The organism is Streptomyces sp. NPDC051684, from assembly GCF_044453445.1.
Taxonomy (GTDB): Bacteria; Actinomycetota; Actinomycetes; order Streptomycetales; family Streptomycetaceae; genus Streptomyces.
Genome location: NZ_JBITCS010000006.1, coordinates 275,783 through 296,709, shown reverse-complemented (window position 1 = coordinate 296,709; position 20,927 = coordinate 275,783). Strand labels below are relative to the sequence as shown.

The 20,927-nt window shown below is 71.1% G+C and carries 16 protein-coding genes and 1 pseudogene; 4 read left to right on the top strand and 13 right to left on the bottom strand.

Annotated features, from left to right (window positions below):
• Positions 1-5 precede the first annotated feature (5 nt).
• Positions 6-1,265: an MFS transporter gene (locus ACIA8D_RS10375; protein ID WP_399230604.1), complete on the top strand. Its 1,260-nt coding sequence runs from the start codon at positions 6-8 to the stop codon at positions 1,263-1,265.
• Between the two features lie 47 nt (positions 1,266-1,312).
• Here the strand turns inward: ACIA8D_RS10375 and ACIA8D_RS10370 are convergent.
• The 5 genes and pseudogenes from ACIA8D_RS10370 to ACIA8D_RS10350 all read right to left on the bottom strand — a co-directional run bounded on the left by ACIA8D_RS10370 (position 1,313) and on the right by ACIA8D_RS10350 (position 5,530).
• Positions 1,313-1,918 (bottom strand): annotated as a pseudogene (locus ACIA8D_RS10370) (DsbA family protein).
• Positions 1,919-1,973: 55 nt separating this feature from the next.
• The gene (locus tag ACIA8D_RS10365; protein ID WP_399230602.1) at positions 1,974-2,576 is read right to left on the bottom strand and encodes a TIGR03086 family metal-binding protein; all 603 of its coding nucleotides are present in this window, start codon (positions 2,574-2,576) and stop codon (positions 1,974-1,976) included.
• Positions 2,577-2,649: 73 nt separating this feature from the next.
• Positions 2,650-3,663, bottom strand: a complete 1,014-nt coding sequence (locus ACIA8D_RS10360) for a ketopantoate reductase family protein (RefSeq protein ID WP_399230601.1) — start codon at positions 3,661-3,663, stop codon at positions 2,650-2,652.
• Between the two features lie 24 nt (positions 3,664-3,687).
• Positions 3,688-4,251 (bottom strand): DUF1697 domain-containing protein, encoded by a 564-nt coding sequence (locus tag ACIA8D_RS10355; RefSeq protein WP_399230599.1) that lies wholly within the window; start codon positions 4,249-4,251, stop codon positions 3,688-3,690.
• Between the two features lie 73 nt (positions 4,252-4,324).
• Complete coding sequence (locus tag ACIA8D_RS10350; RefSeq protein WP_399230598.1) at positions 4,325-5,530, bottom strand: S8 family serine peptidase; 1,206 nt, start codon at positions 5,528-5,530, stop codon at positions 4,325-4,327.
• Between the two features lie 350 nt (positions 5,531-5,880).
• Here ACIA8D_RS10350 and ACIA8D_RS10345 point away from each other — a divergent pair, with 350 nt between their 5' ends.
• On the top strand, positions 5,881-8,181 hold the full coding sequence (locus tag ACIA8D_RS10345) for an MMPL family transporter (protein ID WP_399230596.1): 2,301 nt from the start codon (positions 5,881-5,883) through the stop codon (positions 8,179-8,181).
• Between the two features lie 43 nt (positions 8,182-8,224).
• Here ACIA8D_RS10345 and ACIA8D_RS10340 read toward each other — a convergent pair whose 3' ends face one another.
• From ACIA8D_RS10340 to erm, 3 genes are all read right to left on the bottom strand, one after another.
• On the bottom strand, positions 8,225-9,280 hold the full coding sequence (locus ACIA8D_RS10340) for a CDP-alcohol phosphatidyltransferase family protein (protein ID WP_399230594.1): 1,056 nt from the start codon (positions 9,278-9,280) through the stop codon (positions 8,225-8,227).
• Positions 9,281-9,490: 210 nt separating this feature from the next.
• Positions 9,491-10,711 carry a macrolide-inactivating glycosyltransferase gene (gene mgt / locus ACIA8D_RS10335; RefSeq protein ID WP_399230592.1) on the bottom strand — a complete coding sequence of 407 codons (1,221 nt, stop codon included), beginning with the start codon at positions 10,709-10,711 and terminating at the stop codon, positions 9,491-9,493.
• Positions 10,712-10,793: 82 nt separating this feature from the next.
• Entirely contained in the window at positions 10,794-11,576 is a 783-nt protein-coding gene (gene erm, locus ACIA8D_RS10330; RefSeq protein WP_399230589.1) for an ErmE/ErmH/ErmO/ErmR family 23S rRNA (adenine(2058)-N(6))-methyltransferase, read from the bottom strand.
• A gap of 333 nt (positions 11,577-11,909) precedes the next feature.
• On the opposite strand from erm, the gene ACIA8D_RS10325 reads away from it, so the two are divergent.
• Positions 11,910-12,800 carry a phosphotransferase enzyme family protein gene (locus tag ACIA8D_RS10325; protein WP_399230586.1) on the top strand — a complete coding sequence of 297 codons (891 nt, stop codon included), beginning with the start codon at positions 11,910-11,912 and terminating at the stop codon, positions 12,798-12,800.
• 216 nt (positions 12,801-13,016) lie between these two features.
• Here the strand turns inward: ACIA8D_RS10325 and ACIA8D_RS10320 are convergent, their stop codons facing one another.
• The 4 genes from ACIA8D_RS10320 to ACIA8D_RS10305 all read right to left on the bottom strand — a co-directional run bounded on the left by ACIA8D_RS10320 (position 13,017) and on the right by ACIA8D_RS10305 (position 17,389).
• The gene (locus ACIA8D_RS10320; RefSeq protein ID WP_399230584.1) at positions 13,017-13,745 is read right to left on the bottom strand and encodes a 3'-5' exonuclease; all 729 of its coding nucleotides are present in this window, start codon (positions 13,743-13,745) and stop codon (positions 13,017-13,019) included.
• 99 nt (positions 13,746-13,844) lie between these two features.
• Positions 13,845-15,113 carry an SAV2148 family HEPN domain-containing protein gene (locus tag ACIA8D_RS10315; protein ID WP_399230583.1) on the bottom strand — a complete coding sequence of 423 codons (1,269 nt, stop codon included), beginning with the start codon at positions 15,111-15,113 and terminating at the stop codon, positions 13,845-13,847.
• 130 nt (positions 15,114-15,243) lie between these two features.
• Positions 15,244-16,563 (bottom strand): copper amine oxidase, encoded by a 1,320-nt coding sequence (locus ACIA8D_RS10310; protein WP_399230581.1) that lies wholly within the window; start codon positions 16,561-16,563, stop codon positions 15,244-15,246.
• A gap of 40 nt (positions 16,564-16,603) precedes the next feature.
• Entirely contained in the window at positions 16,604-17,389 is a 786-nt protein-coding gene (locus tag ACIA8D_RS10305; RefSeq protein WP_399230580.1) for a Tat pathway signal sequence domain protein, read from the bottom strand.
• Positions 17,390-17,548: 159 nt separating this feature from the next.
• Here ACIA8D_RS10305 and glgX point away from each other — a divergent pair, with 159 nt between their 5' ends.
• On the top strand, positions 17,549-19,666 hold the full coding sequence (glgX, locus tag ACIA8D_RS10300; protein WP_399230578.1) for a glycogen debranching protein GlgX: 2,118 nt from the start codon (positions 17,549-17,551) through the stop codon (positions 19,664-19,666).
• Here the strand turns inward: glgX and ACIA8D_RS10295 are convergent.
• Positions 19,641-20,909 carry an MFS transporter gene (locus ACIA8D_RS10295; protein WP_399230576.1) on the bottom strand — a complete coding sequence of 423 codons (1,269 nt, stop codon included), beginning with the start codon at positions 20,907-20,909 and terminating at the stop codon, positions 19,641-19,643. The genes glgX and ACIA8D_RS10295 overlap by 26 nt on opposite strands.
• Positions 20,910-20,927: the final 18 nt, after the last annotated feature.

The following is a 20,927-nucleotide window of genomic DNA, read 5'->3' as shown; positions in this document are numbered from 1 at the left end:
TCGCCATGACCACATCTCCGCCCCGGCCCGCGCCTCCCACCACACGGCTCGCCGGGCTGCTGCCCACGGTGCCGGTGCTGCGCCGGCTGTCCCTGCTCACGCTCCTCAACGCGTTCGGGCGCGGGCTGTTCTTCCCGGTCAGCGTCCTGTACTTCACCCGGTTCGTGGGGCTGAGCGCCACCTCGGTGGGTGTGGGCCTCACGGTGGCCGGGCTGTTCGGGCTCGCGGCGGGGGTGCCGGCCGGGCGGGCCTCGGACCGGTGGGGGCGGCGGCCGGTACTGACCGGGCTTTGGATCGGGTGCGGCGCGGCGCTCGGGGCGTACACGCTGATCGGCGGTTATGTCTCGTTCCTGGTGACGGCGGTCTGCTACGCGACGCTGAGCCAGGGCAGCATGGGTGTGCGCAACGCGCTGTACGCGGACGTGCTGCCGCCCGGGGAACGCGTCGAGGGCCGGGCGCATCTGCGGATGGTCACCAATGTGGGCATGGGCGCGGGCGGCGCGTTCGGGGCGCTCGCGCTTCAGCTCGACAGCCGGGCCGGCTACACGGCCTTGATCCTCGTCGACGCGCTGGCGTTCGTCGGGTCCGCGCTGCTCGTGCACCGGCTGCCGGGCGGCGCAGGGCGGCGGCCGGTCGACGACACCCCGGCGGAGAGCCGGTGGCGGGCCGTACGCGATCTGCCGTTCCTGGCGGTGACCTTCCTCAACGCCGTACTGGCCCTGCAATACAGCCTGTTGGAGGTGGGTCTGCCGCTGTGGATCACGCAGCATACGGAGGCGCCGCGGTGGACGGCGGCGCTCGTCATGGTGCTCAACTGCGTGCTGGTGGCGCTGGTTCAGGTGCGGGCGACGCGCGGGGTGGAGGATCTGCCGGGCGCGGTGCGGGCGATGCGGCGCTCGGGGCTGCTCCTCGCCCTGTCCTGCGCGTTCTTCGCCTTCTCTGCCGGGCTCTCCCCGCTGTGGGCGCTGGGGATCCTGGTGCTCGGCGCCGTGGTGCAGGTGTCCGCCGAGGTGTTGCAGGCCGCGGGCGGCTGGACGGTCGGGTACGGCCTTGCGGACGCGCGGGCACAGGGCGTCTACCAGGGCGTGTTCAACTCCGGTCAGGCCGCGGCGACGATGGCCGCGCCCGCCCTCGTGACGGTGACCGCGATCCGGCACGGCACGGCGGGCTGGGCCGTGCTCGGGGTGCTGTTCGTGGTGGCGGGCCTCGGGGTGGGGCCCGCCGTGCGGTGGGCACGGCGGGGCGGTGACTGGCGCGGCGAGTGAACCGCGTCGGCCGGCTCGGGCTCCGCGCTTCGGCCTCGGCCTCGGCCTCAGCTGAAGTCGAGGTCCCCGGTGCGGGTGCGCTTGAGCTCGAAGAAGTCGGAGTGCGACGCCAACACCAGGTAACTGTCGAAGAGTTGGGCGGCCCGCTCTCCGCGCGGGATCGCTCGCAGGACAGGCCCGAACCACACCGTGCCGTCAACATGGATCGTGGGTGTGCCGACGTAGCCGCCCGATTCGGGATCCTTGCCCGCGTCGTGGCTGCGGCGCACGGCCTCGTCGTACGCCGGGTCGTGCGCTGCGTCGGCGAGGGCGGCGGGCAGCCCCAGTTCGGCGAGCGACTCGGCGATCACGGCGTCGAAGTCGTCCTGTTTGCGCTCGTGGATGCGGACACCCAGTGCCGTGTAGAGGTCGCGCAGAACGCCGCCCCCGTGCTGCTGCGCGGCGGCCACCGCAACGCGCACGGGCCCGATCGACCTGTTCACCAAATCCCGGTACCAGTCCGGGAGTTCGTTACCGATGTTGTGCAGTTACAGGCTCATGGCGTGGAAGTGGAGGTCGAGCGGGCGCTCCCGTTCGACCTCCAGGATCCAGCGGGAGGTGATCCAGGCGAAGGGGCAGGCCGGGTCGAAGTAGAAGTCGACACGAGAGGTCATGCCCAAGAAGCTATCCGCCGGATGGCCCCGGCCCACGGGCCATTTCCACCTCGTTTCACTGGGCCATTCGCGGCGCCCGGGGATCCCGCCCGCTGAGCGCGAGGGCCCGCTCGAACACCGTCGCGGTGTCGTCGAGTCGAACGGGATCGGCGAATCCCCCGTACTGCCGGTAGACCTCGGCATTCTCCTCGACGACGCGCAGGAGCAGCGCGGCCGCGCCGTCCGACACGGCGAAGTCCTGGCCGGTGGCGTGCGCCACGTCCCAGCCGTGCAGGACGAGTTCGGCCCACAGCAGGGCGGCGACCTCGGGTGCGGGCTGCTGGGCGAAGCCGAGGTCGACCTCGCCCTCCCAGACGGCCGGGTCGGCCCACGCGGCGACTGCCCGGTCGAGGTCGGCGGCGTACGTCGTCGCCCAGTCCTCCTCGGCCGTGAGGTCGCGCGCGACTCGCTCCTCGGGCAGCTGGGTGCGCAGCGCCCGGTGTTCCATGCCGTGCGAGGTGTACACGGTCCAGTGGTTCACCAGGACCCGCACGTCCCAGTCGCCGCAGCCCGAGGCCGCGTCGAGCCGGTCGGGCTTGACGCCGGCCGCGACGCGGACGGCCTCGGCGGCGCTTTCGGTGAGGTACGGGTACACGGTGTCCATGCGGAGTTCGTTCATGCCGACGACGCTACGGCGGCCGGTACCCGCGCCTCTTGAACAAACGCGACAGGCGGGCGGGGACTGCGCGGGATTACGCGGTGCTGCGCGCGTCCACCGCCGCCACCAGGTCCGCGACGCTCGTCTCCCCCGCCGAGCGGCCCTCGCGCGCGGCCTCGTCCGCGAGTTCCTGGAGGACGTCGTTGACGGGCGTCGGCACGCCGTGCAGCCGGCCGAGGAGGGCGATCTCGCCGTTGAGGTAGTCGGCCTCGATGGAGCCCGCGCCGCGCTGGAGGGACTGCCAGGAGGAGCCGCCGCCGCGCGGGGAACTGTCGAAGGGCTCGAAGGTGATCTTGTCGGCGCGGGTGGCCTTCTCCTCGTCCTGGCTCGCGTACGTGACACCGGCGGCGTCGAGCACCGCCTCGCCCTCGGCGCGGGCCCTGCGGAACAGGGCGATACCCTCCTCGCTGGTGAGCACGCCGGAGACGGCCTCGATCGAATTGGCCAGGTTCGAGAGGAGCTTGGCGTACTTCCAGCGCATGACGTCGTCGACGACGGGCGCTTCGAGGAGCCCCTTCTCCAGGTCGGCGGAGATCGCCCGCGCGGTCTCGTCGCTGCCCGACGGGTAGCGGCCGAGGTGCAGCATGCCGGAGAGCGGGGCGCCCTGGGCGCGGACGACGCCGGGCTCGACGAACGTGGCGGGCAGCCACACGCACATCCCGTACACGCGCTGGAAGGTGCGCAGGGCGAGCCGCTCGCTCTCCACGCCGTTCTGTGCGCAGACCAGCGGCAGCCGGAGCGCCGCCGTGCCGCCGCCCTCGACGGGGCGCGGTCCCCACGCGGCGAGCGCCGCCGCGCTGTCCTGGGTCTTCACGGCGAGGATCAGCACGTCGTCGGCGCGCAGCGTGCCGAGCGCCTCCGGGCCTTCCACTACCGGGAGTTGATGGGTGTGCGGGCCGTCCGGCGTCTCGACGCGCAGCCCCTTGTCGCGCAGCGCGGCGTACTGGCCGCCGCGCGCGACGAGCACGACGTCACCGTGCCCGGACTGCGCGAGCCGCCCGCCGATGACGCCGCCGACCGCTCCTGCTCCGATGATGATGTAGCGCATGCGCCGACCTTTTCACGGACGCGCTCACCGTGGGGCCGTGAGCTCCACCAGTTTCGTCACGGTGTTCCAGTTGCGGCTCGTCGCGATCAGGCCCTTGTTGAGCCCGGGGCGGGACAGCTGGGCCCCGAGCTTCGAGACGCCCAGGCCCTGCGGGGCGTAGAGATAGAGGGCGCGGTCGCCGAGGCGGAAGTCCTCGGGGGCGAACGCGGCCGGGTCCACGGCGGCGAACCGCTCGGCGGTCACGGGCTCCGAGAAGTACGTGACGTGCAGCTGCTTGGCCTCCAGTTCGGCGACCGGGAACGGGCAGTCCGCCGCGACCGCCTTGAGGTAGGCGTGGCCGCGCACGAGGACGTCGACGGTGAAGCCGAACTCTTCGGCGATCGCCTTGGTGATCGCGGCTGCGAGCGTGTTCTCGTCGCCGCCGTCCGGCGCGGTGAAGGCGACGTTGCCGCTCTGGAGGTAGGTGCGTACGTCGGTGAGGCCGAGGCCCTCGATCACCGGCCGCAGCGCGGCCATCGGCACCTTCTTGCTGCCACCCACGTTGATGCCGCGCAGCAGCGCCGCGTAGCCCTCGTTCGCCTGAGTCATGCGCACACGATAAGGCGGCCGCCGTTCCCCGTGGGGGTGGGCACGGCGGCCGCCGGTCATCGAGCCGAAACGTTTACTCGACGACCTTCAGGAGCTTGTTCGCGGTGCCGTCCGACGCGTTCTTGATGGCGTCGGGGGTGGCCCCGTCGGTGAGCGCCTTGGCGACGTCGGCCGGGGCCGCGTCCTTGTGTCCGGCCAGGTAGACGGCCGCCGCGCCGACGACGTGCGGTGTCGCCATCGACGTACCGGAGATGGTGTTGGTGGCGTCGTCCCCGGTGTTCCAGTCGGACGTGATGTCCGATCCAGGCGCGTAGATGTCGACGACGGAGCCGAAGTTGGAGAAGTCCGACTGCTCGTCGTCCTCGGTCGAGGAGGCGACCGTGATGGCCTCCGGGACCCGGGCGGGGCTGGACTGGGAGGCGTCCGCCGACTCGTTGCCCGCCGCCACCGCGTAGGTGACACCGGAGTCGATGGACTTCTTGACCGCCGCGTCGAGCGCTTCGTCCACGCCGCCGCCGAGCGACATGTTGGCGACGGAGGGACCCTGGTGGTTCTTGGTCACCCAGTCGATGCCCGCGACGACCTGCTCGGTGGTGCCCGAACCCTGGTCGTCGAGGACGCGGACCGCGACGATCTTCGCCTTCTTGGCGACGCCGTGCGCCTCACCGGCGATGGTGCCGGCGACGTGCGTGCCGTGCCCGTTGCCGTCGTCGGCGCTGTCGTCGTTGTCGACGGCGTCGAAGCCGTGGGAGGCTCTGCCGCCGAAGTCCTTGTGGCTGATCCGGACGCCGGTGTCGATGACGTACGCGGTCGCTCCCTCGCCCGCGCTGTCCGGGTACGTGTACTTCTTGTCGCCCGCGGTGTCCTTCTGGTCGATGCGGTCCAGGCCCCACGACGGCGGGTTGTCCTGGGTGGCGTCGATGTGGAACTTCTTGTTCTGGACGACCTTCGAGACAGCGCCGTCGGCCGCGAGGCGCTTGGCCTCGGTGTCCGACAGACCGCTCGCCGAGAAGCCGTTGACCGCCGAGCCGTAGTTCCGCTCGATGCTGCCGCCGTACTGCTTGGCCAGGTCCTTCTTGGCGGAGACGCCCGCCTTCTGGTCGAGCAGCACGATGTAGCTGCCGGACACGGCGCCCTTGGCGTCCTGCCCGTAGACCTTGCCCTCGGCGGGGGCCGCGGTGGCGGAGAAGCCGCCGAACATGGTGACGCCCACTGCTGTAGCCGCCGTGGCTATGGCCGCGGTGAGCTTCATCGTGCGCGCATGCTGGTTTGTTGCCATGAAGAGGGATCTCCTCAGTGGTGTGGGGGGAAATGCCAGCGCCCCAGGACGAACCGTCGCGAAGGTTGTCAAACTCCGGAAGATGTCCGGGGGTTGAGACGAAACCCTGACCGATTGACGCGGTCAGATCAAGACCTACATACAGCTGTGACGTCCTCAACAAGGTTTCGTAATAACAAATCGGACTCTTGCGGAGGTTCGGATCCGGTTCATCCCCCGAGGGCTCAACCCCCGATAGATGTAGGGGACTTCGGTCATCCTCCGCGCGGACCCCCGACGCCCGCACTTCACCGAACAGCACGACGAACCGGCCTTATCCCGCCCATACCTTCGATTCCGGAGGTGACCTGATGGCCAGGAACGGGGAACGGCGGGAGCACCGGGTGCGCGGAGTCGCCGCGCGGGCCGGCGGCTGGAGCGCCCGGCACAGGTGGGCGGCGGTGGGGATCTGGGTGCTGTTCGTCGTGGTGGCGATGGGCCTGGGGTCCGTCGCGGGGCGCGTGGACGTGTCGGAGGACGACCAGCTCAAGGGCGAGACGAGCCAGGCCGCCCGCATCATCGACGACGCGGGCGTGGACGAGCCGGCGGGCGAGACCGTGCTCGTACAGAGCAGGAACGGCGCGTTGCGGGCCACCGCGCCGCAGTTCAGGGCCGCGGTCGCCGACGTGGTGAAGGCCGTCGAGGGCACGGGCGAGGTGACCGCGGTGCGCTCGCCGTACGCGGCCGACACCCGGACGATCTCGAAGGACGGCCGCACCGCGCTCGTCCAGTTCGACATGCGGGGCGACCCCGACACCGCGGCCGACCGGGTCGAACCGGTCCAGAAGGCCGTCGCCGGCGTCGCGGGCGACCATGACGCGCTGCGGATCGAGGAGATCGGCGCCGCGAGCATGAACAAGACCTTCGACGACGCGTTCGGCGACGACTTCCAGAAGGCCGAGTACTCGGCGGTGCCGGTGGCACTCGGCATCCTGCTGATCGCGTTCGGCGCGCTCGTCGCGGCGCTGCTGCCGGTGGCCCTCGCCGTCACGGCGATCATGGCGACGATGGGCCTGATGGGGCTCGTCAGCCATCTGCAGCCGATGAGCGAGACCGCCAACTCGGTGATGCTGCTCGTGGGCCTCGCGGTCGGCGTCGACTACTGCCTGTTCTATCTGCGGCGCGAGCGCGAGGAACGGATGAAGGGACGCGACCCGCAGACGGCGCTGCGCGTCGCGGCGGCCACCAGCGGCCGGGCGATCATCGTCTCCGGCGTCACGGTGTGCGTCGCGATGGCGGGCATGCTGTTCACCGGGCTCGCCGAGTTCCAGGCGATGGGGCTCGCCTCGCTGATGGTGGTGGCGGTCGCGATGGTGGGTTCCGTGACCGTGCTCCCGGCGCTGCTCTCGCTGCTCGGGGAGCGGGTGGAGAAGGGACGGATCCCGTTCCTGCACCCGACGAAGCGGCGGGGCGGGAACGGGAACGGGAACGGGAACGGGAACGGCAAGGGTGACAGCGGCAGCCGGTTCTGGAGCCGCGTGCTGACCGTCGTGCTCGCACGGCCCGCCGTCTCCGTCGTCGTCGCGGTCGGCGCGCTGCTCGCGATCGCCGCGCCCGCGCTCGGTATGAAGACCCAGAACCTCACCCTGGACCAGGAGTTCGGCGACTCGCTGCCGATCGTGGCGACGTACGACCGGGTCAACGCGGCGTTCCCCGGCGGCTCGGACCCGGCCGAGGTGGTCGTGAAGGCCGACGACATCGACGCCGCCGATGTACGCGCCGCGCTCGCCGACTTCCGTGCGCAGGCCGTGAGTTCGGGTGCCTCGCGCGGCCCGGTCGAGGTCACGGTGCACCGGGACGAGAACGTGGCCATCGTCGACGTACCGCTGGTCGGCGGGTCCGATCAGGACAAGGCGGAGAAGAGCCTCGCGATGCTGCGCGACGAGGTGCGGCCCGGCACGCTGGGCACGGTCGACGGCGTCGAGGCGCCGGTCACCGGGCAGGTCGCGGGGTCGAAGGACTTCAACGACCAGATCGTCGGATCCGTCGTCCCGGTCTTCGCGTTCGTCGTCGCGTTCGCGTTCCTGCTGATGCTGCTCTCGTTCCGCTCGCTGACCGTCGCGATCACGTCGATCGCGCTCAACCTGCTGTCGGTGGGCGCCGCCTACGGGATCCTCGTGGCCGTCTTCCAGCACGGCTGGGGTGCCTCGCTGGTCGGCGCGGAGGGTGTGGGCGCCATCATCACGTGGCTGCCGCTGTTCCTGTTCGTGATCCTGTTCGGCCTCTCGATGGACTACCACGTGTTCGTGGTGTCCCGGATCAAGGAGGCGCGTCTTCAGGGGCGTACGAACCTGGACGCCATCCGGCACGGCGTGGTCACGACCGCGGGCGTGGTCACCAGCGCCGCCGTCATCATGGTCGCCGTCTTCAGCATCTTCGGGACGCTGTCCATGCAGTCGATGAAGCAGATGGGCGTGGGCCTCGCGGCGGCGATCCTGATCGACGCGACCCTCATCCGCGGCGTGCTGCTCCCGGCCGTGATGGCCCTGCTCGGGGAGCGCAACTGGTATCTGCCGAAGTGGCTGCGCCGGATGCCGGACCTGACGCACGACGAGGCGGGCATCGAGCCCGCCCCGGTGCCGCGCGAGGGCGGCGCGGAGGTGCGCGTCTGACGCGGCACCTCACGAGCGCCCCACGGCCTGTTCACCGCCCGCGTCACGCGGCGGTGGACAGGCCCTTCTCGTTCTCCTCGCCGAGGGGGCCGTGCTCCGCGGCGTCCCGCTCGGCGGCGTCCTTCTCGAAGGCCTCAAGGGTGCGGCCGAAGTCGCGCGTGGACAGCAGCAGCTTGTAGACGATGGCGAGTTCGAAGACGAGCAGCAGCACACCGGCCGCGACGGTCGCCCCGACCACCTGGTCGATCAGCGGCCCGACGATGAAGACGGCCATCTGGAACTCGATGCCGCTCACCAGGTGCGTACGGATGCGGTGGCGCAGCAGGAAGGACCGGAAACGCAGATAGGCCGGGAAGCGGCTGCGGAACTCCTGGTGCAGGTCGACGACCTTGGGACGCGGCGCCGGCTCCTGCACGGTCTCCAGGTCCGCGGCCGCCTCGTCGTCGTCGGCGACGGCTTCGGCGGTGGCCTCCGCGGTGGCCGCCCCGTTCAGGTCCTGCTCGATGTCCGCGGACGGGTTGGCCCGCAGCAGGTCCTCCATGAACGCGATGCGCTCCGCGTTCTGCGCGCGGCGGGCCGCCCGCATACGGGTCTTGATCTGCTTGCGCATCGTGTGCCGGGTCTTGAAGATCTCCAGCGAGTTGATGTAACGCAGGCCGTCGAGGAAGACGACGGCCACGGCGAGCCAGACGTAGATCAGGTCGCCGGTGCGGTGGAACTGGCCGCCCATCAGCGCCACGGCACAGGCCATGACGCGGACGCGGTCGAAGATGTAGTCGAGCCAGGCGCCGAACACGGAGCCCTGGCCGGTCAGCCGGGCGACCTTGCCGTCCATGCAGTCGAGCACGAAGCTCAGGTGGTAAATGAGCGCCCCGGCGATCAGCCAGCGCCAGTCCCCCATCGCGAAACAGCCGGCCGCGCCGAGCCCCAGGATCAGCGCGCCCCAGGTGATCTGGTTCGGCGTGATGCGCGTCCAGCGCGCCGTGACCCGTACGAGAGGTGTGGCGATCGGGTCGACGAGCAGCACGGTCCACCACGCGTCGCGCTTCTTCTGGGTGATGCGCCGCACTTCGGGCAACGACGGTATGTCTCGGGGCATGAGGCGCGCCAGCTTTCCTTGTTCAAAAGTAGGTTCACCTCACCGTAAGAATCCGTTCTGAATAAGTTCAAGAACGTACGAACGCAACCTTTACCGGGGGGTATTGGTCGCACTCCACAGGCGAGTCGATTTCGTTATCTCTTGGGCACACGCTTTTCACGGAACGGCGGAACCGTTCCGTGAAAAATCGCGTCACCGCCCCTTTGGACCTCAGGGACGCAGTTCGGCCTCGATGAGATCGGCCGCCTGTCGCGTGCCGCCCTCGCCGGCCATGTCCCGCTGAACCTCGGCGAGACGACGCGCCACCTCCGGGTCGTCGACCAGCCCGAGGACCGCCTCCCGGAGCGTCTGCGCGGTCGCCTCCTCCATCGGTACGTGCCGGGCGACACCGAGCCCCTGGAGCATGTCGGCGTTGCCGAACTGGTCGACGGCCTGCGGCACGGCGACCATCGGCGTCGCGGTGGCCAGCCCCTCCTGGCCGCCGCCCGCCCCGGCGTGCGTGATGAAGGCGTCGGCCTTCTTGAGGATCGCCAGCTGCGGCACCCACTGCCGCACCTCTACGTTGCCGGGGACCGGCCCGAGGTCCTCGGCGGTGACATGCCTGCCGACCTGGAGCACGACATGCCAGCCCGGCAGATCACCGAACGCCTTCACGCACTCCCGGTAGAAGTCGGGCTGCTTGGTGAACGACGAGCCGAGCGAGACGAGCAGGACGCGCTCGGCGTCGGCGGGGCGCTCCCAGTCGCCCTGCGCGGACCGGTCGCCCTGGCAGGCGCCGACGAAGGTGTTCTTCTTCTCGTCGACCCGGTCGGCATTCGGCTGGAGCGCCTTCGGAATGAGGACGAGGGTGCGTTCGTACGAGCCCCAGAATTCGTCGGCGTTCTTCGGTACGCCGGACTCCTCGAGCCACGCGTCGAACTTCTCGTAGTAGGCCTTGCCGCGCGGTGTCTTGCGGGGCTCCTCCCACATCGGCTTCGCGACCTCTTCCTCGTATCCCTCCCAGGCGACGAGGTTCGGCGAGAGCGTGACGGCGGGCACGCCCCAGCGGTGCGCGAGGACGCCCGCCGGGTAGGAGGTGATGTCGTGGATGACCAGGTCGGGGACGCCGACGCCGCCCTCCCCCTCATACGCGTCGATCAGCTGCGGCAGTGCGCTGATCGCGTCGTCCAGGAACGGCTCCACGTTGTCGAGCAGCGTGGACCCCCACGCCTCCGGATCGTCGTCCGGGCCGGGGAGCGTCGTGCGGTAGAGGACCGGCTCGGCGCCGGCCTCGGCGATCTTCTCCTCGAACAGGTGCGGGATCGCGTACGTGACGCGGTGCCCACGGGCGACGAGCTCCCGGATCACTTCAAGACTCGGGTTCACGTGCCCGTGGGCGGCGATGGAGAACATGGCGATGTGGGCACGTTTGCCGTGGTTCGGGTTCGTCATGCCCTCACCGTAAGCGAGACGAGACGTCTCGTGCAACTGATTATCGCGGGTTCCTCACAGGGCGTCGCTCACCGGCCGTCGCTCACCGGTGCAGCGCCGCCCACAGCCGCAGCCAGCGCTCAGGGGCCGCCTCCCCGACGAGGGCGCCGGGCGGGATCCCCGCCGCGCGCAGTGCCGCGTCGACCCGGCGGCACGGGTGGGCGCGGACCAGCGAGACGCGCAGGCTGCCGCCGACGCCGGTGAAGCCGAGCGCGACGAGCCGTTCGTACGCCGGGTACTCGGCCGGGGTCAGCAGGGGTTTCGCGCGGCGGTCGATGCGGAGCACGCCCGCGTCGACGCGCGGGGCCGGGCGGAACGCGGTGCGCGGCACCCGGCCGAGCAGCCGCCACTCGAAGTGCGGCCAGGTCAGGACGGTGCGGCGGGTCCAACTCCCGTAGTCGCCCGTGCGTTTGCGGGCGTACTCGAGCTGGGTGAGCAGCACGGCGCGGGTCAGCGCGTCGGCGCGCAGGCACCAGTCCACGACCTCGGCCGTCCGCGAGAACGGCACGTTCCCGGCGACGGCGAACGGGGTCCGGGGCGCGCGCACCGCGAGGAAGTCCGCGTGCCGTACGCGCACGTGGGCCTGCGCGGCGAACCGTTCGCGCAGCCGGGCGACGAGCCGCCCGTCGATCTCGTACGCCACGAGGTCGGTGGCGCGACGGGCGAGCGGCTCGGTCAACGCGCCGCTGCCCGCGCCCACTTCGAGGAGCAGCGGGGTGGAATCCGGGGTCGCCAACCGGGCGAAACGGCGCGCGGCGGCGCGGTCGGCGAGAAAGTTCTGCGAGAGGGCACGCGAACGCGACGTGCCGGTGGAGCGGGCGGCCATGGCCTGCGGTCCTTGTCATCCGTACGGAAAGAGGGCGGATGAAGGCGCTGACCGGACCGCGATCAGCCGCGCACGCTCACGTGCGCGCAGGTCGCGGAGTCGGAACCGGTCAGAACGCCGGGCCGACGCGCAGCCGAACGGCGTGCGCGCAGCCCTGCACCTGGCGGGTCACCGAGACGGCCATCATGGCTGCGCTGCACATGCCCCACATGCTGGCCGGGTCCCCGTCGGCCCGTCCACCGGTTTTCCGCTCACCGGCTCGCGGCGCGCCGCGGACCGGGTGCGAGACTGGGCCTCCTACCAGGTGAGACGCGGGAACGCGGGAGGCACAGCATGGACGAGGCACGGGCACGGGACGTGCTGGCGCGGGCGGACGTCGTGGACGGCACCGCCGGGACGGCGGGCACGGCGGAGCTGCTCGCGCTCGGCGAGAACGCGGTGTTCGCCGCCGGTGACCTCGTCATCAAGATCGGCCGAAGCGTCGAGCACGGCGGCGCCGAACTCCTCGACCGCGCCCGCCGCGAGCTGGCCATCGCCTCCTACCTCGCCGGGCACGACGTCCCCGCGGTGCGCGCCGCGAAGGACGAGGCGCTCGTCGTGGACGGGCATCCGGTGACCGTGTGGCACCGGATCCCGGCGGCGGTCCGCCCGGCCGAGCCGCGCGATCTGGCGGAGCTGCTCAGGCTCGTGCACGCGTTGCCGACGCCGACCGGTTTCGAACTGCCGCGCCGTGAACTGCTCGGCGGGGTCGAGCGCTGGCTGCGGCTCGCGGGCGACGCGATCGACCCGGCCGACGCGGACTATCTGCGCGAGCGGCGGGACGGGTTCGCGGCCGCCGCGGCGGCACTGACCCCGCACCTGCCGGCCGGACCGATCCACGGTGACGCCCTGCCGCGCAACGTGCACATCGGGCCTGAGGGCCCCGTCCTCGTCGACCTCGAGACGTTCTCCTCCGATCTGCGGGAGCACGATCTGGTCGTCATGGCCCTGTCGCGGGACCGGTACGGGTTGCCCGCGGCGGCGTACGACGGGTTCGTGTCCGCGTACGGGTGGGACGTCCGGGAGTGGGAGGGGTGTGCGGTGCTGCGGGGTGCGCGGGAGACGGCGTCCTGTGCGTGGGTTTCGCAGCACGCGCCCACCAACCCGAAAGCGCTGGCGGAGTTCCGGCGACGGGTGGCCTCGCTGCGGGACGGGGACCCGGAGGTTCGCTGGTACCCGTTCTGAGGTCGGCGTGGCACATCAAGCCCGTCCGGCGATTGAGGACTGGGGGTCCGGGGGCTAGGGCTTGTCGTTTGGATCAGGCCGGATCAGGGAGCGGGGCCTGGTGCGTGCGATCGCAAGGCGGAGGAGGGAGGCGACGCGGAGCGTCGTCGACCGACGACAACGCCGCGAGCGTGCGTGCCAGGCCCCGCGAGCCCGGCCTGATCCAAACGACAAGCCCTAAGCCCCCGAATCGACCGCAACCACGTCGCGCATCGGCCACACCGTGTCCACCACCGCGTCCGGATTGCCCTTCCGGCGCAGGAAGTTCTGGAAGTCGGCCGCCGACTCGGCGTACCACTCCACCTGTCTGCGATGCAGCTCGGCCGCCCCGAGCTGCGCGACCTTCGCGTGCCGCTCGCCTATCGCGCGGGCGAGCAGCGCCGCGGCCAGGGCGTCCGCCGAGGCGTCGTGCGCGGCGTCGAGCGGGACGCCGTACTCGGTGCAGACCGCTTCGAGGTTGCGCTTGCCCTTTCGGTACCGGTCGACGTAGCGGTCGATCGTGTACGGGTCGACGACCGGTCCGGGCTCGACGCCCGCGAGGCGCTCGCGCAGCGACGGCAGCCCGTGCCGGGCGAGCTCGGCGGAGAGCAGCGTGAGGTCGAAGGTCGCGTTGTAGGCGACCACGGGCACGCCCGTGCGCCAGTAGCCCACCAGGATCTCGGCTAGGGCGTCGGCGACCCGGTCGGCCGGCTCGCCCTCGGCGGCCGCCCGTTCGTTGCTGACGCCGTGCACCGCGATGGCCTCTTCGGGGATCGGCACTCCGGGGTCGGCCAGCCATTGCCGGTGCCCGAGGACCGCGCCGTCCTTCACCTCTATGACGGCGGCGGTGACGATGCGTGCCTCGCACGGATCGGTGCCGGTCGTCTCCAGGTCGAAGCCGATCATCAGCTCGCGGTGCCAGCCCATGGCAGCCCCCTTCTCGTGGTGCGTTCCCCCAGTGACCACCACCTTCGCACGCCCCACTGACAATCCGTCCCGGCGCCCGTCTGGGCCCGCCCGGGGCCGCTACGACACCGGTCGCGCGTCCGCCCAGGTCTGCTCGAATTCGTCGCGGTAGGTCACGAAAAGCCCGTTCTCGCCCATGTCCGCCGAGGCGCTCGCCTTGACGATGCGGCCCCCGCCGCGCAGCACGAGAACCGGCGCCTCCATCCCGCGCGTCCTGCGCAGATACGTCTGGACGACCGCGATGCCGTCCGAGCCGTCGCCGTCGACGAGGTAGGCGTTGAAGCGGGGCGTCTCGTCGAAGACCCGGATCTCGAACGCGCCGGGGTCCTTGAGCCGGGATCTGACCCGGCGCATGTGCAGGATGTTCATCTCGACGGAGCGGCTCAACTCGCCCCTTTTGAGCCCCAGTTCCCTTTCGCGCCGTTTGATCGCGCTGGAGGCCGGGTTGAGGAAGAGGAGCCGTATCCGGCAGCCCGACTCGGCGAGGCGCACCAGACGGCGGCCCGAGAAGTTCTGCGCGAGCAGGTTGAGACCTATGCCGACGGCGTCCAGGCGCCGCGCCCCGCCGAAGAGGTCCTCGGCCGGGAACTGGCGCAGCAGCCTGACCCGGTCCGGGTGCACACCCACCACGTCCGCGTACCGGTCGCCGACCAGGTCCTCGACGGCGTCGACGGGCAGCCGGCGGGCCGAGGGCACGTCCGAGCCGGCGCCGAGTATGTCCAGGAGGCGGCCGGAGGCCCGCTCGGCCTGGGCGAGGACCGTCTCGGACAGGGCGCGGTTGCGGGAGACCACGTTGCGCGTGACCTCCAGCTCGTCCAGGGCGAGCTCGACGTCGCGGCGGTCGTCGAAGTACGGCTCGAAGCACGGCCAGTGCTGCACCATCAGCTCGCGCAGTTGCGGCAGGGTCAGGAACGACAGCACGTTGTCGTCGGCCGGGTCGAGGAGATAGCCCTTGCGGCGGCTGACCTCGCGCACGGCGACGGCCCGCTGCACCCACTCCTGTCCTGCGGGCCCCGCCGCCGCGACCACCCAGTCCTCGCCGTGCACGGGCGCGTAGACGGGGCGGAGCACGGCGGCGACGACGGCGCGCAGCCGCTGCTCCACCAGGTTCAGCCAGATGTAGGCCCGGCCGGCACGCTGCGCGCGCGTACGGACCTCGCTCCAGGCGTCGGCGCCCCAGTCCAGCTCCGGCCCGATCTGGGACGCGATGTCCATGGGTCTGGCCAGCGACACCGCTTGGGGCGGGATCTCCGTGGAGGCTGCCTCCTGGCTGTCCTGGCCCTCGTGACCGTCGTCACCAGGGGGCAGCTCCAGCCCTCCCGAGCTCACCCGCTCCGCACCGCCTTCCGCTCCCCCGAGTCTGTCGTGCCCGAACCTGTGGGGCACGGCCCCCAGCAACGATCAAGGAAGGGTACTCCGGGAGCGGGTGGCGATGCAGCCGGATGCGGCCGCCGGTTTCTCAACTGCCGTTTCGGGGAACCCCGTTCTGCCCCGCCAGGTCGGGCGGAGTGAGCGGATTCATGGCGGTCACGTCCCTGGGAGCCAGTGAGAAGCCCTGCCAGTGCACCGGCATCGGTTGCTGGTCCTCGTCACGGGCGATGTGGTGGAACCCGATGTTGACCCACGTGATCGGGTGCTTGAGCGTCTGACCGTTCACCCACTTGTTGACGCTCGTGCCGCCGCAGTTCGCCGCCGGGTTGTCGCTCGCGTACTGCTCGCACTTCTTGTACTCGGTGAAGTAGACGTCGTGCTTGGTGAAGGCGCGTCCGGGGAAGCGGCTGGAGCGGCCGGGCACGAACTCGTACGACCTGGGGTGGTTGTCCTTGTTCTTGCCCGCGGTGGAGACCACGCGCCACCAGCGCATGTCCTTTGTGTCGCCCGCGAGTTCCTTGGTGACGGGGGTGCGGGTCGTCTTCGTGGTGGGCGATCCGTCGCCGTTCGGCGGAGTCACCTTGGAGTCGTACTGCTCGACCTTGGCCTTGGGCGAGCCGTCCAGGCCGAAGTTGAGCCGCCAGAAGATGTTGTGGCTGTGGCTCTCGGCGTAGGCACTCGCGCCCTTGCCGATGGGCCAGCCCTTGCCGTCGGTGCCGTCGTAGTCGTACGGGGAGAGGCTGCCGGTGGCGCCCATGTTGGAGGTGATGGTGCCGTCGGAGCCGAAACGCCACTCGGTGATGTACTCGTACCAGGACGCCTTGTTGACCGTGTAGACGAGCAGGTCCTTGCCCTGGGCGCTGTAGACCTTGCCGCTGCCGCCGGTCGAGTAGTCGTCGCTCAGCCGGTACGCGTGCCCGCGCGCACGCGTGGTCGTGCACAGCCCCTTCACGTTGCCCATGCCGGGAACCTTGACGGTCTTGATGGTGCCGCCGGGGCACTCGCCGGGCTTCAGGTCCTGCAGGGCCTGTCCGAAGTCGGTGCCGGTGACGTCGTCGTACTCGGCCTCCCCGTCGTCGTAGGGGACGTGGACCTGCGCGAGGCGTGCGCTGGCCAGGACCTTGATGGGCGCGGCCTCGCCCTTGGGCTGGTAGCTGACGTCGTCGAGGACGAGTCCGGCCAGCGTGTTGTAGTGCCAGCACATGCGCCAGGTGGTGCCGCCGTCGAGGGTCTGCTCGATGCGGTACGCGTCCGAGCAGGCGGGCGCGGCGGCCTCGGGCGCGCGCGGCGGGGCGGCGGTGGCTGCGGGTGCGGTGGCGAAGAGGCCGGCGAGCAGCGCGGTGACCGCGAGGCCCGTGACCGCGAGTGCGGGCCTCTTGCGGGCGCGCGGAACTCTGTTGACGTGCATACGGAAGCGCTCCTTCATGGAGGAGAGGTCGGCGAAGCCCTCAGCCGAGGCGGGAGACGGTACGGGCGCTCAGGTCGACGATCAGGTCGCGGGTGTCGACCCACGGCCCGTTGACGACCTTGGTGATGACGCGCAGGCAGCGGTGCTCACCGCACTCCTTGAGGCCCGCGGGAACGTTCGCGACGGTGTTCTTGCGGAACACCATGCCGCTCAGTTGCAGTTGGTCCGGCTTCGTGAGCTGCTTGCCGGTGGCGTCCTTGTAGTCGCCCTTGAGATCGGCACCGAGCGGGTCGGCGATCAACATCTGGGCTGCCTCGGTCAGTTCGCCCTGGCTGGGCGGTGGCTGCACGCCCTGGTCGGTCCTGCTGTCCTCGACCTTCCCCGTGTCGAGGTTCACCGTCTTCGTGACGACGGAGTCGCTCTTGTAGTCGTAGTACACGACGTCGGCGCGCCGCTGGTCGGCGGCGGCACCGCCGAGGCCGGGGTCGACCTCGGTCAGGTTCGTCGACAGGTGCTGGGGGCCGCGGTCGCCCTCCACGTCCCGCGCGTCCATCCGCAGGGCGTTGCCCGCCGTCGCCAGCTTCTCCGCGCGGTCGATCTCGGCGTCCGTGAGCGGGTCGCGCCCCACCCCCTTGGCTTCCTCTGCGGGTGCGGGCTCCACGGTGCCCTCCGGGGCCACGGCGTCCTGCCGCGCGGTCCCCGCTCTGGTCATGTCGCCCCCGCCGGCGTCCGGCAGGGTCACCCCCACGACGACGGCGCCGCCCGCGACCGCGAGCGCCCCCACCGCCATCAGCTTCCCGAGATGGCGTCTTGCAGTAGTGCGCACATCTGCCCCCAACTCCCCCGGCAGCCCCGGTCGGGTCGTGCCGGACCGACATGGTCGTCGTGTTAGAGCCTTCCAACTCCCGTGTGGTTGCCTCACTTTCGGGCAGAGAGTGTCCGATGTCGCCCGGACGGCCGGGCGGGAACTGGAAGAGTCGTCAGCATGCAGGACTGGCCTGGACAGGCGTATCCACTGGGTGCCACGTACGACGGCGCCGGGACGAACTTCGCGGTCTTCTCGGAGGCCGCCGACCGTATCGAGCTGTGTCTGTTGCACGACGACGGCTCGGAGACCGCGGTGGAGCTGCGGGAGGCGGACGCCTTCGTGCGGCACGCCTATCTGCCGGGGATCATGCCGGGGCAGCGCTACGGGTACCGGGCGCACGGCCCGTACGAGCCGGCCCGCGGACTGCGCTGCAACTCGGCGAAGCTGCTGCTCGACCCGTACGCGCGCGCCATCAGCGGACGGATCGACTGGAACGAGTCGGTGTACGGCTATCCGTTCGACGCACCGGACGAGCGCAACGACCTGGACTCGGCGCCGCACACGATGGCGTCGGTGGTGGTCAATCCGTACTTCGACTGGGGCGACGACCGGCCGCCGCGCACGGCGTACCACGAGACGGTGCTCTACGAGGCGCACGTGAAGGGCCTCACGATGCTGCACCCCGCGCTGCCCGAGGAGCTGCGCGGCACGTACGCGGCGCTCGCGCATCCGGCGGTCATCGACCACCTCACGGAACTGGGCGTCACCGCGCTGGAGTTGATGCCGGTGCACCAGTTCGTCAACGACCACCGGCTGGTCGAGATGGGGCTGAACAACTACTGGGGCTACAACACGATCGGCTTCTTCGCTCCGCACAACACGTATGCGTCGTGGGGCGACCGCGGCGAGCAGGTCCTGGAGTTCAAGTCCGCGGTGCGGGCGCTGCACCAGGCGGGCATCGAAGTGATCCTGGACGTGGTCTACAACCACACGGCCGAAGGCAACCATCTGGGCCCGACGCTCTCCTACAAAGGCCTCGACAATCCGTCCTACTACCGGCTGACCGACGATCCGCGCTACTACATGGACACCACGGGGACCGGGAACTCGCTCCTGATGCGGTCCCCGCACGTACTCCAGATGATCATGGATTCGCTGCGCTACTGGGTCGAGGAGATGCACGTCGACGGGTTCCGCTTCGACCTGGCCGCCACCCTGGCCCGGCAGTTCCACGAGGTGGACCGCCTGTCGTCGTTCTTCGACCTGGTCCAGCAGGACCCGGTGGTCTCCCGCGTGAAGCTGATCGCGGAGCCCTGGGACGTCGGCGAGGGCGGCTACCAGGTGGGCAATTTCCCACCCCTGTGGACCGAGTGGAACGGCAAGTACCGCGACACCGTGCGGGACTTGTGGCGCGGCGAACCGCGCACGCTCGCCGAGTTCGCGGGTCGGCTGACCGGCTCGTCCGACCTCTACCAGGACGACGGCCGCCGCCCGCTGGCCTCGATAAACTTCGTGACCTGCCACGACGGTTTCACCCTGCGCGACCTGGTGTCGTACAACGACAAGCACAACGACGCCAACGGGGAGGGCAATCGCGACGGCGAGAGCCACAACCGGTCGTGGAACTGCGGCGCCGAGGGCGAGAGCGACGACGCGGCGGTGCTCGACCTGCGGGACCGCCAAATGCGCAACTTCATCGCTACGTTGATGCTGTCGCAGGGCGTCCCGATGCTCAGCCACGGCGACGAGTTCGGGCGCACCCAGGGCGGCAACAACAACGCCTACTGCCAGGACAACGAGCTGGCGTGGGTGCGCTGGGCCGATCCCGACGCCGCGCCGGACCCGTTCCTGGAGTTCACGCGCGCGATGGTGCGGCTGCGCAGCGGCCACCCGGTGTTCCGCAGGCGGCGCTTCTTCCACGGCCGCCCGGTCGAGGGCACGCACGACGACCTCTCCGACATCTCGTGGTTCACCCCGGAGGGCGAGGAGATGACGCAGCAGGACTGGGGGGCGGCGCAGGCGCGCGCTCTGTCGGTGTTCCTCAACGGCAACGCGATCTCGGAGCCCGGCGCACGCGGCGAGCGGATCCAGGACGACTCGTTCCTGCTGCTGTTCAACGCCTCGCCGCAGCCGACCGAGTTCGTGGTCCCGGTCAACCAAGGGCGCCAGTGGCAGGCGGTCGTCGACACGGCGCTGCCCGAGGGCATCTCGGCGGGCGAGGGCCCGAAGGTGCAGGCCGGCGACCGGGTCACGGTGCAGGGGCGCAGTCTCACGGTGCTGCAACGGCCGGCCTAGGGCCTGTCGTCCCGCCGGGCGCCTGGAGGGGCCGTACGCGCAGCGCGACGAGGAAGGCGGCCCCGGCGGCCAGGCTGCCCACCGCGAAGGCGGCAGCGGCCCCGTGGGACTGCGCGAGACGGCCCGCCACGGCGAGCGTGACGGCCTGTCCGCCGACGAACGCGCTCACTGCGGCCGTCATGCCCTCGCCGAGCCGTTCGTGCGGCACGGCCTGTTCGGTGAGCCCGAACCCGGTGATCAGGTTCGGGGCGAACAGGGCGCCGAAGACGGTGACCGCGACGTACAGGAGCGCCATGGAGTGCGTGAACAGGAGCGGGAGCGACAGGACGGCGGCGGCCGCGGTGGCGACGCGCCAGCGGGCCCGCAGCGTGAACCGGGCCGGCACCGCCGCCATGGACAGGCCGACGACCGCGCTCATGACGCCCATCGCGGCGTAGACGAGCCCCGCCTGCTCGCCGTGGCCCAGCTCCTCGGTGAGCGCGGTGATCCCGGCGCCGCAGCCGCCGAGCAGGATGCCCAGGAGGACGAGCCCGACGCGCACCACGTGCACCTGACGCGGCAGCCGTGGCCGGTCCGCACGCGCGCGTGGCCGCGTGGGCGCCGGGGCGGGCGGCACCGCCGTGGCGGTCGGGTGCAGCGCGAACGCGGCGCCGCAGACCGCGACGAGGAGCGCGGCCGCGCCGAACGCGTAGGCGGGGTGCGCCACCACGGAGGCGATGCCGATGAGCGCGGGTCCGAGGACGAAGCTGAGCTCGTCCATGGTGGACTCCAGGGACAGCACGGCGTTCACCACCCGCTCGTCGCCGCCCTTTCGGCGCACGAGGGCGACGCCGCGGGCCCGCGCGAGGGGACCGATGCCGGGGACGGTGGCGCCCGCGAGGACGCCGAGCGCGATCAGCGCCGCCGTCGGCAGACCCGCGAGGGCGGCCAGCGTGTAGGCGGCGACCGCGAGCCCGTTGAGCAGCGCGAAGGCGAGCACGACGGTGCGCTGGCCGCGCCGGTCCGCGAGCCGCCCGACGAACGGCCCCATGGCCACCTGGCCGAGCGCGAGGGCGCAGGCGACGACGCCCCCGGTGGCGAGCGAGCCGCTGGTGCGGGTCACCAGGAGGACGCTGCCGAACTGGATCACCGCGACCGGAAGGCGTCCGAGGAACGACACGACGGGCAGCGGGCGCCCCGTAGCCGCGAGCACGGCGCGGTACGCGTCGAGGGTGCCACCGGCCTTGTTGGATATACCAGGCATCGTCCGACGTTAACGAGG

Coding starts and splice junctions, on each gene's coding strand:
- ACIA8D_RS10375 (WP_399230604.1), top strand. CDS start 6: ATGACCACATCTCCGCCCCGGCCCGCGCCTCCCACCACACGGCTCGCC.
- ACIA8D_RS10365 (WP_399230602.1), bottom strand. CDS start 2,576: ATGAACGAACTCCGCATGGACACCGTGTACCCGTACCTCACCGAAAGC.
- ACIA8D_RS10360 (WP_399230601.1), bottom strand. CDS start 3,663: ATGCGCTACATCATCATCGGAGCAGGAGCGGTCGGCGGCGTCATCGGC.
- ACIA8D_RS10355 (WP_399230599.1), bottom strand. CDS start 4,251: ATGACTCAGGCGAACGAGGGCTACGCGGCGCTGCTGCGCGGCATCAAC.
- ACIA8D_RS10350 (WP_399230598.1), bottom strand. CDS start 5,530: ATGGCAACAAACCAGCATGCGCGCACGATGAAGCTCACCGCGGCCATA.
- ACIA8D_RS10345 (WP_399230596.1), top strand. CDS start 5,881: ATGGCCAGGAACGGGGAACGGCGGGAGCACCGGGTGCGCGGAGTCGCC.
- ACIA8D_RS10340 (WP_399230594.1), bottom strand. CDS start 9,280: ATGCCCCGAGACATACCGTCGTTGCCCGAAGTGCGGCGCATCACCCAG.
- mgt (WP_399230592.1), bottom strand. CDS start 10,711: ATGACGAACCCGAACCACGGCAAACGTGCCCACATCGCCATGTTCTCC.
- erm (WP_399230589.1), bottom strand. CDS start 11,576: ATGGCCGCCCGCTCCACCGGCACGTCGCGTTCGCGTGCCCTCTCGCAG.
- ACIA8D_RS10325 (WP_399230586.1), top strand. CDS start 11,910: ATGGACGAGGCACGGGCACGGGACGTGCTGGCGCGGGCGGACGTCGTG.
- ACIA8D_RS10320 (WP_399230584.1), bottom strand. CDS start 13,745: ATGGGCTGGCACCGCGAGCTGATGATCGGCTTCGACCTGGAGACGACC.
- ACIA8D_RS10310 (WP_399230581.1), bottom strand. CDS start 16,563: ATGCACGTCAACAGAGTTCCGCGCGCCCGCAAGAGGCCCGCACTCGCG.
- glgX (WP_399230578.1), top strand. CDS start 17,549: ATGCAGGACTGGCCTGGACAGGCGTATCCACTGGGTGCCACGTACGAC.
- ACIA8D_RS10295 (WP_399230576.1), bottom strand. CDS start 20,909: ATGCCTGGTATATCCAACAAGGCCGGTGGCACCCTCGACGCGTACCGC.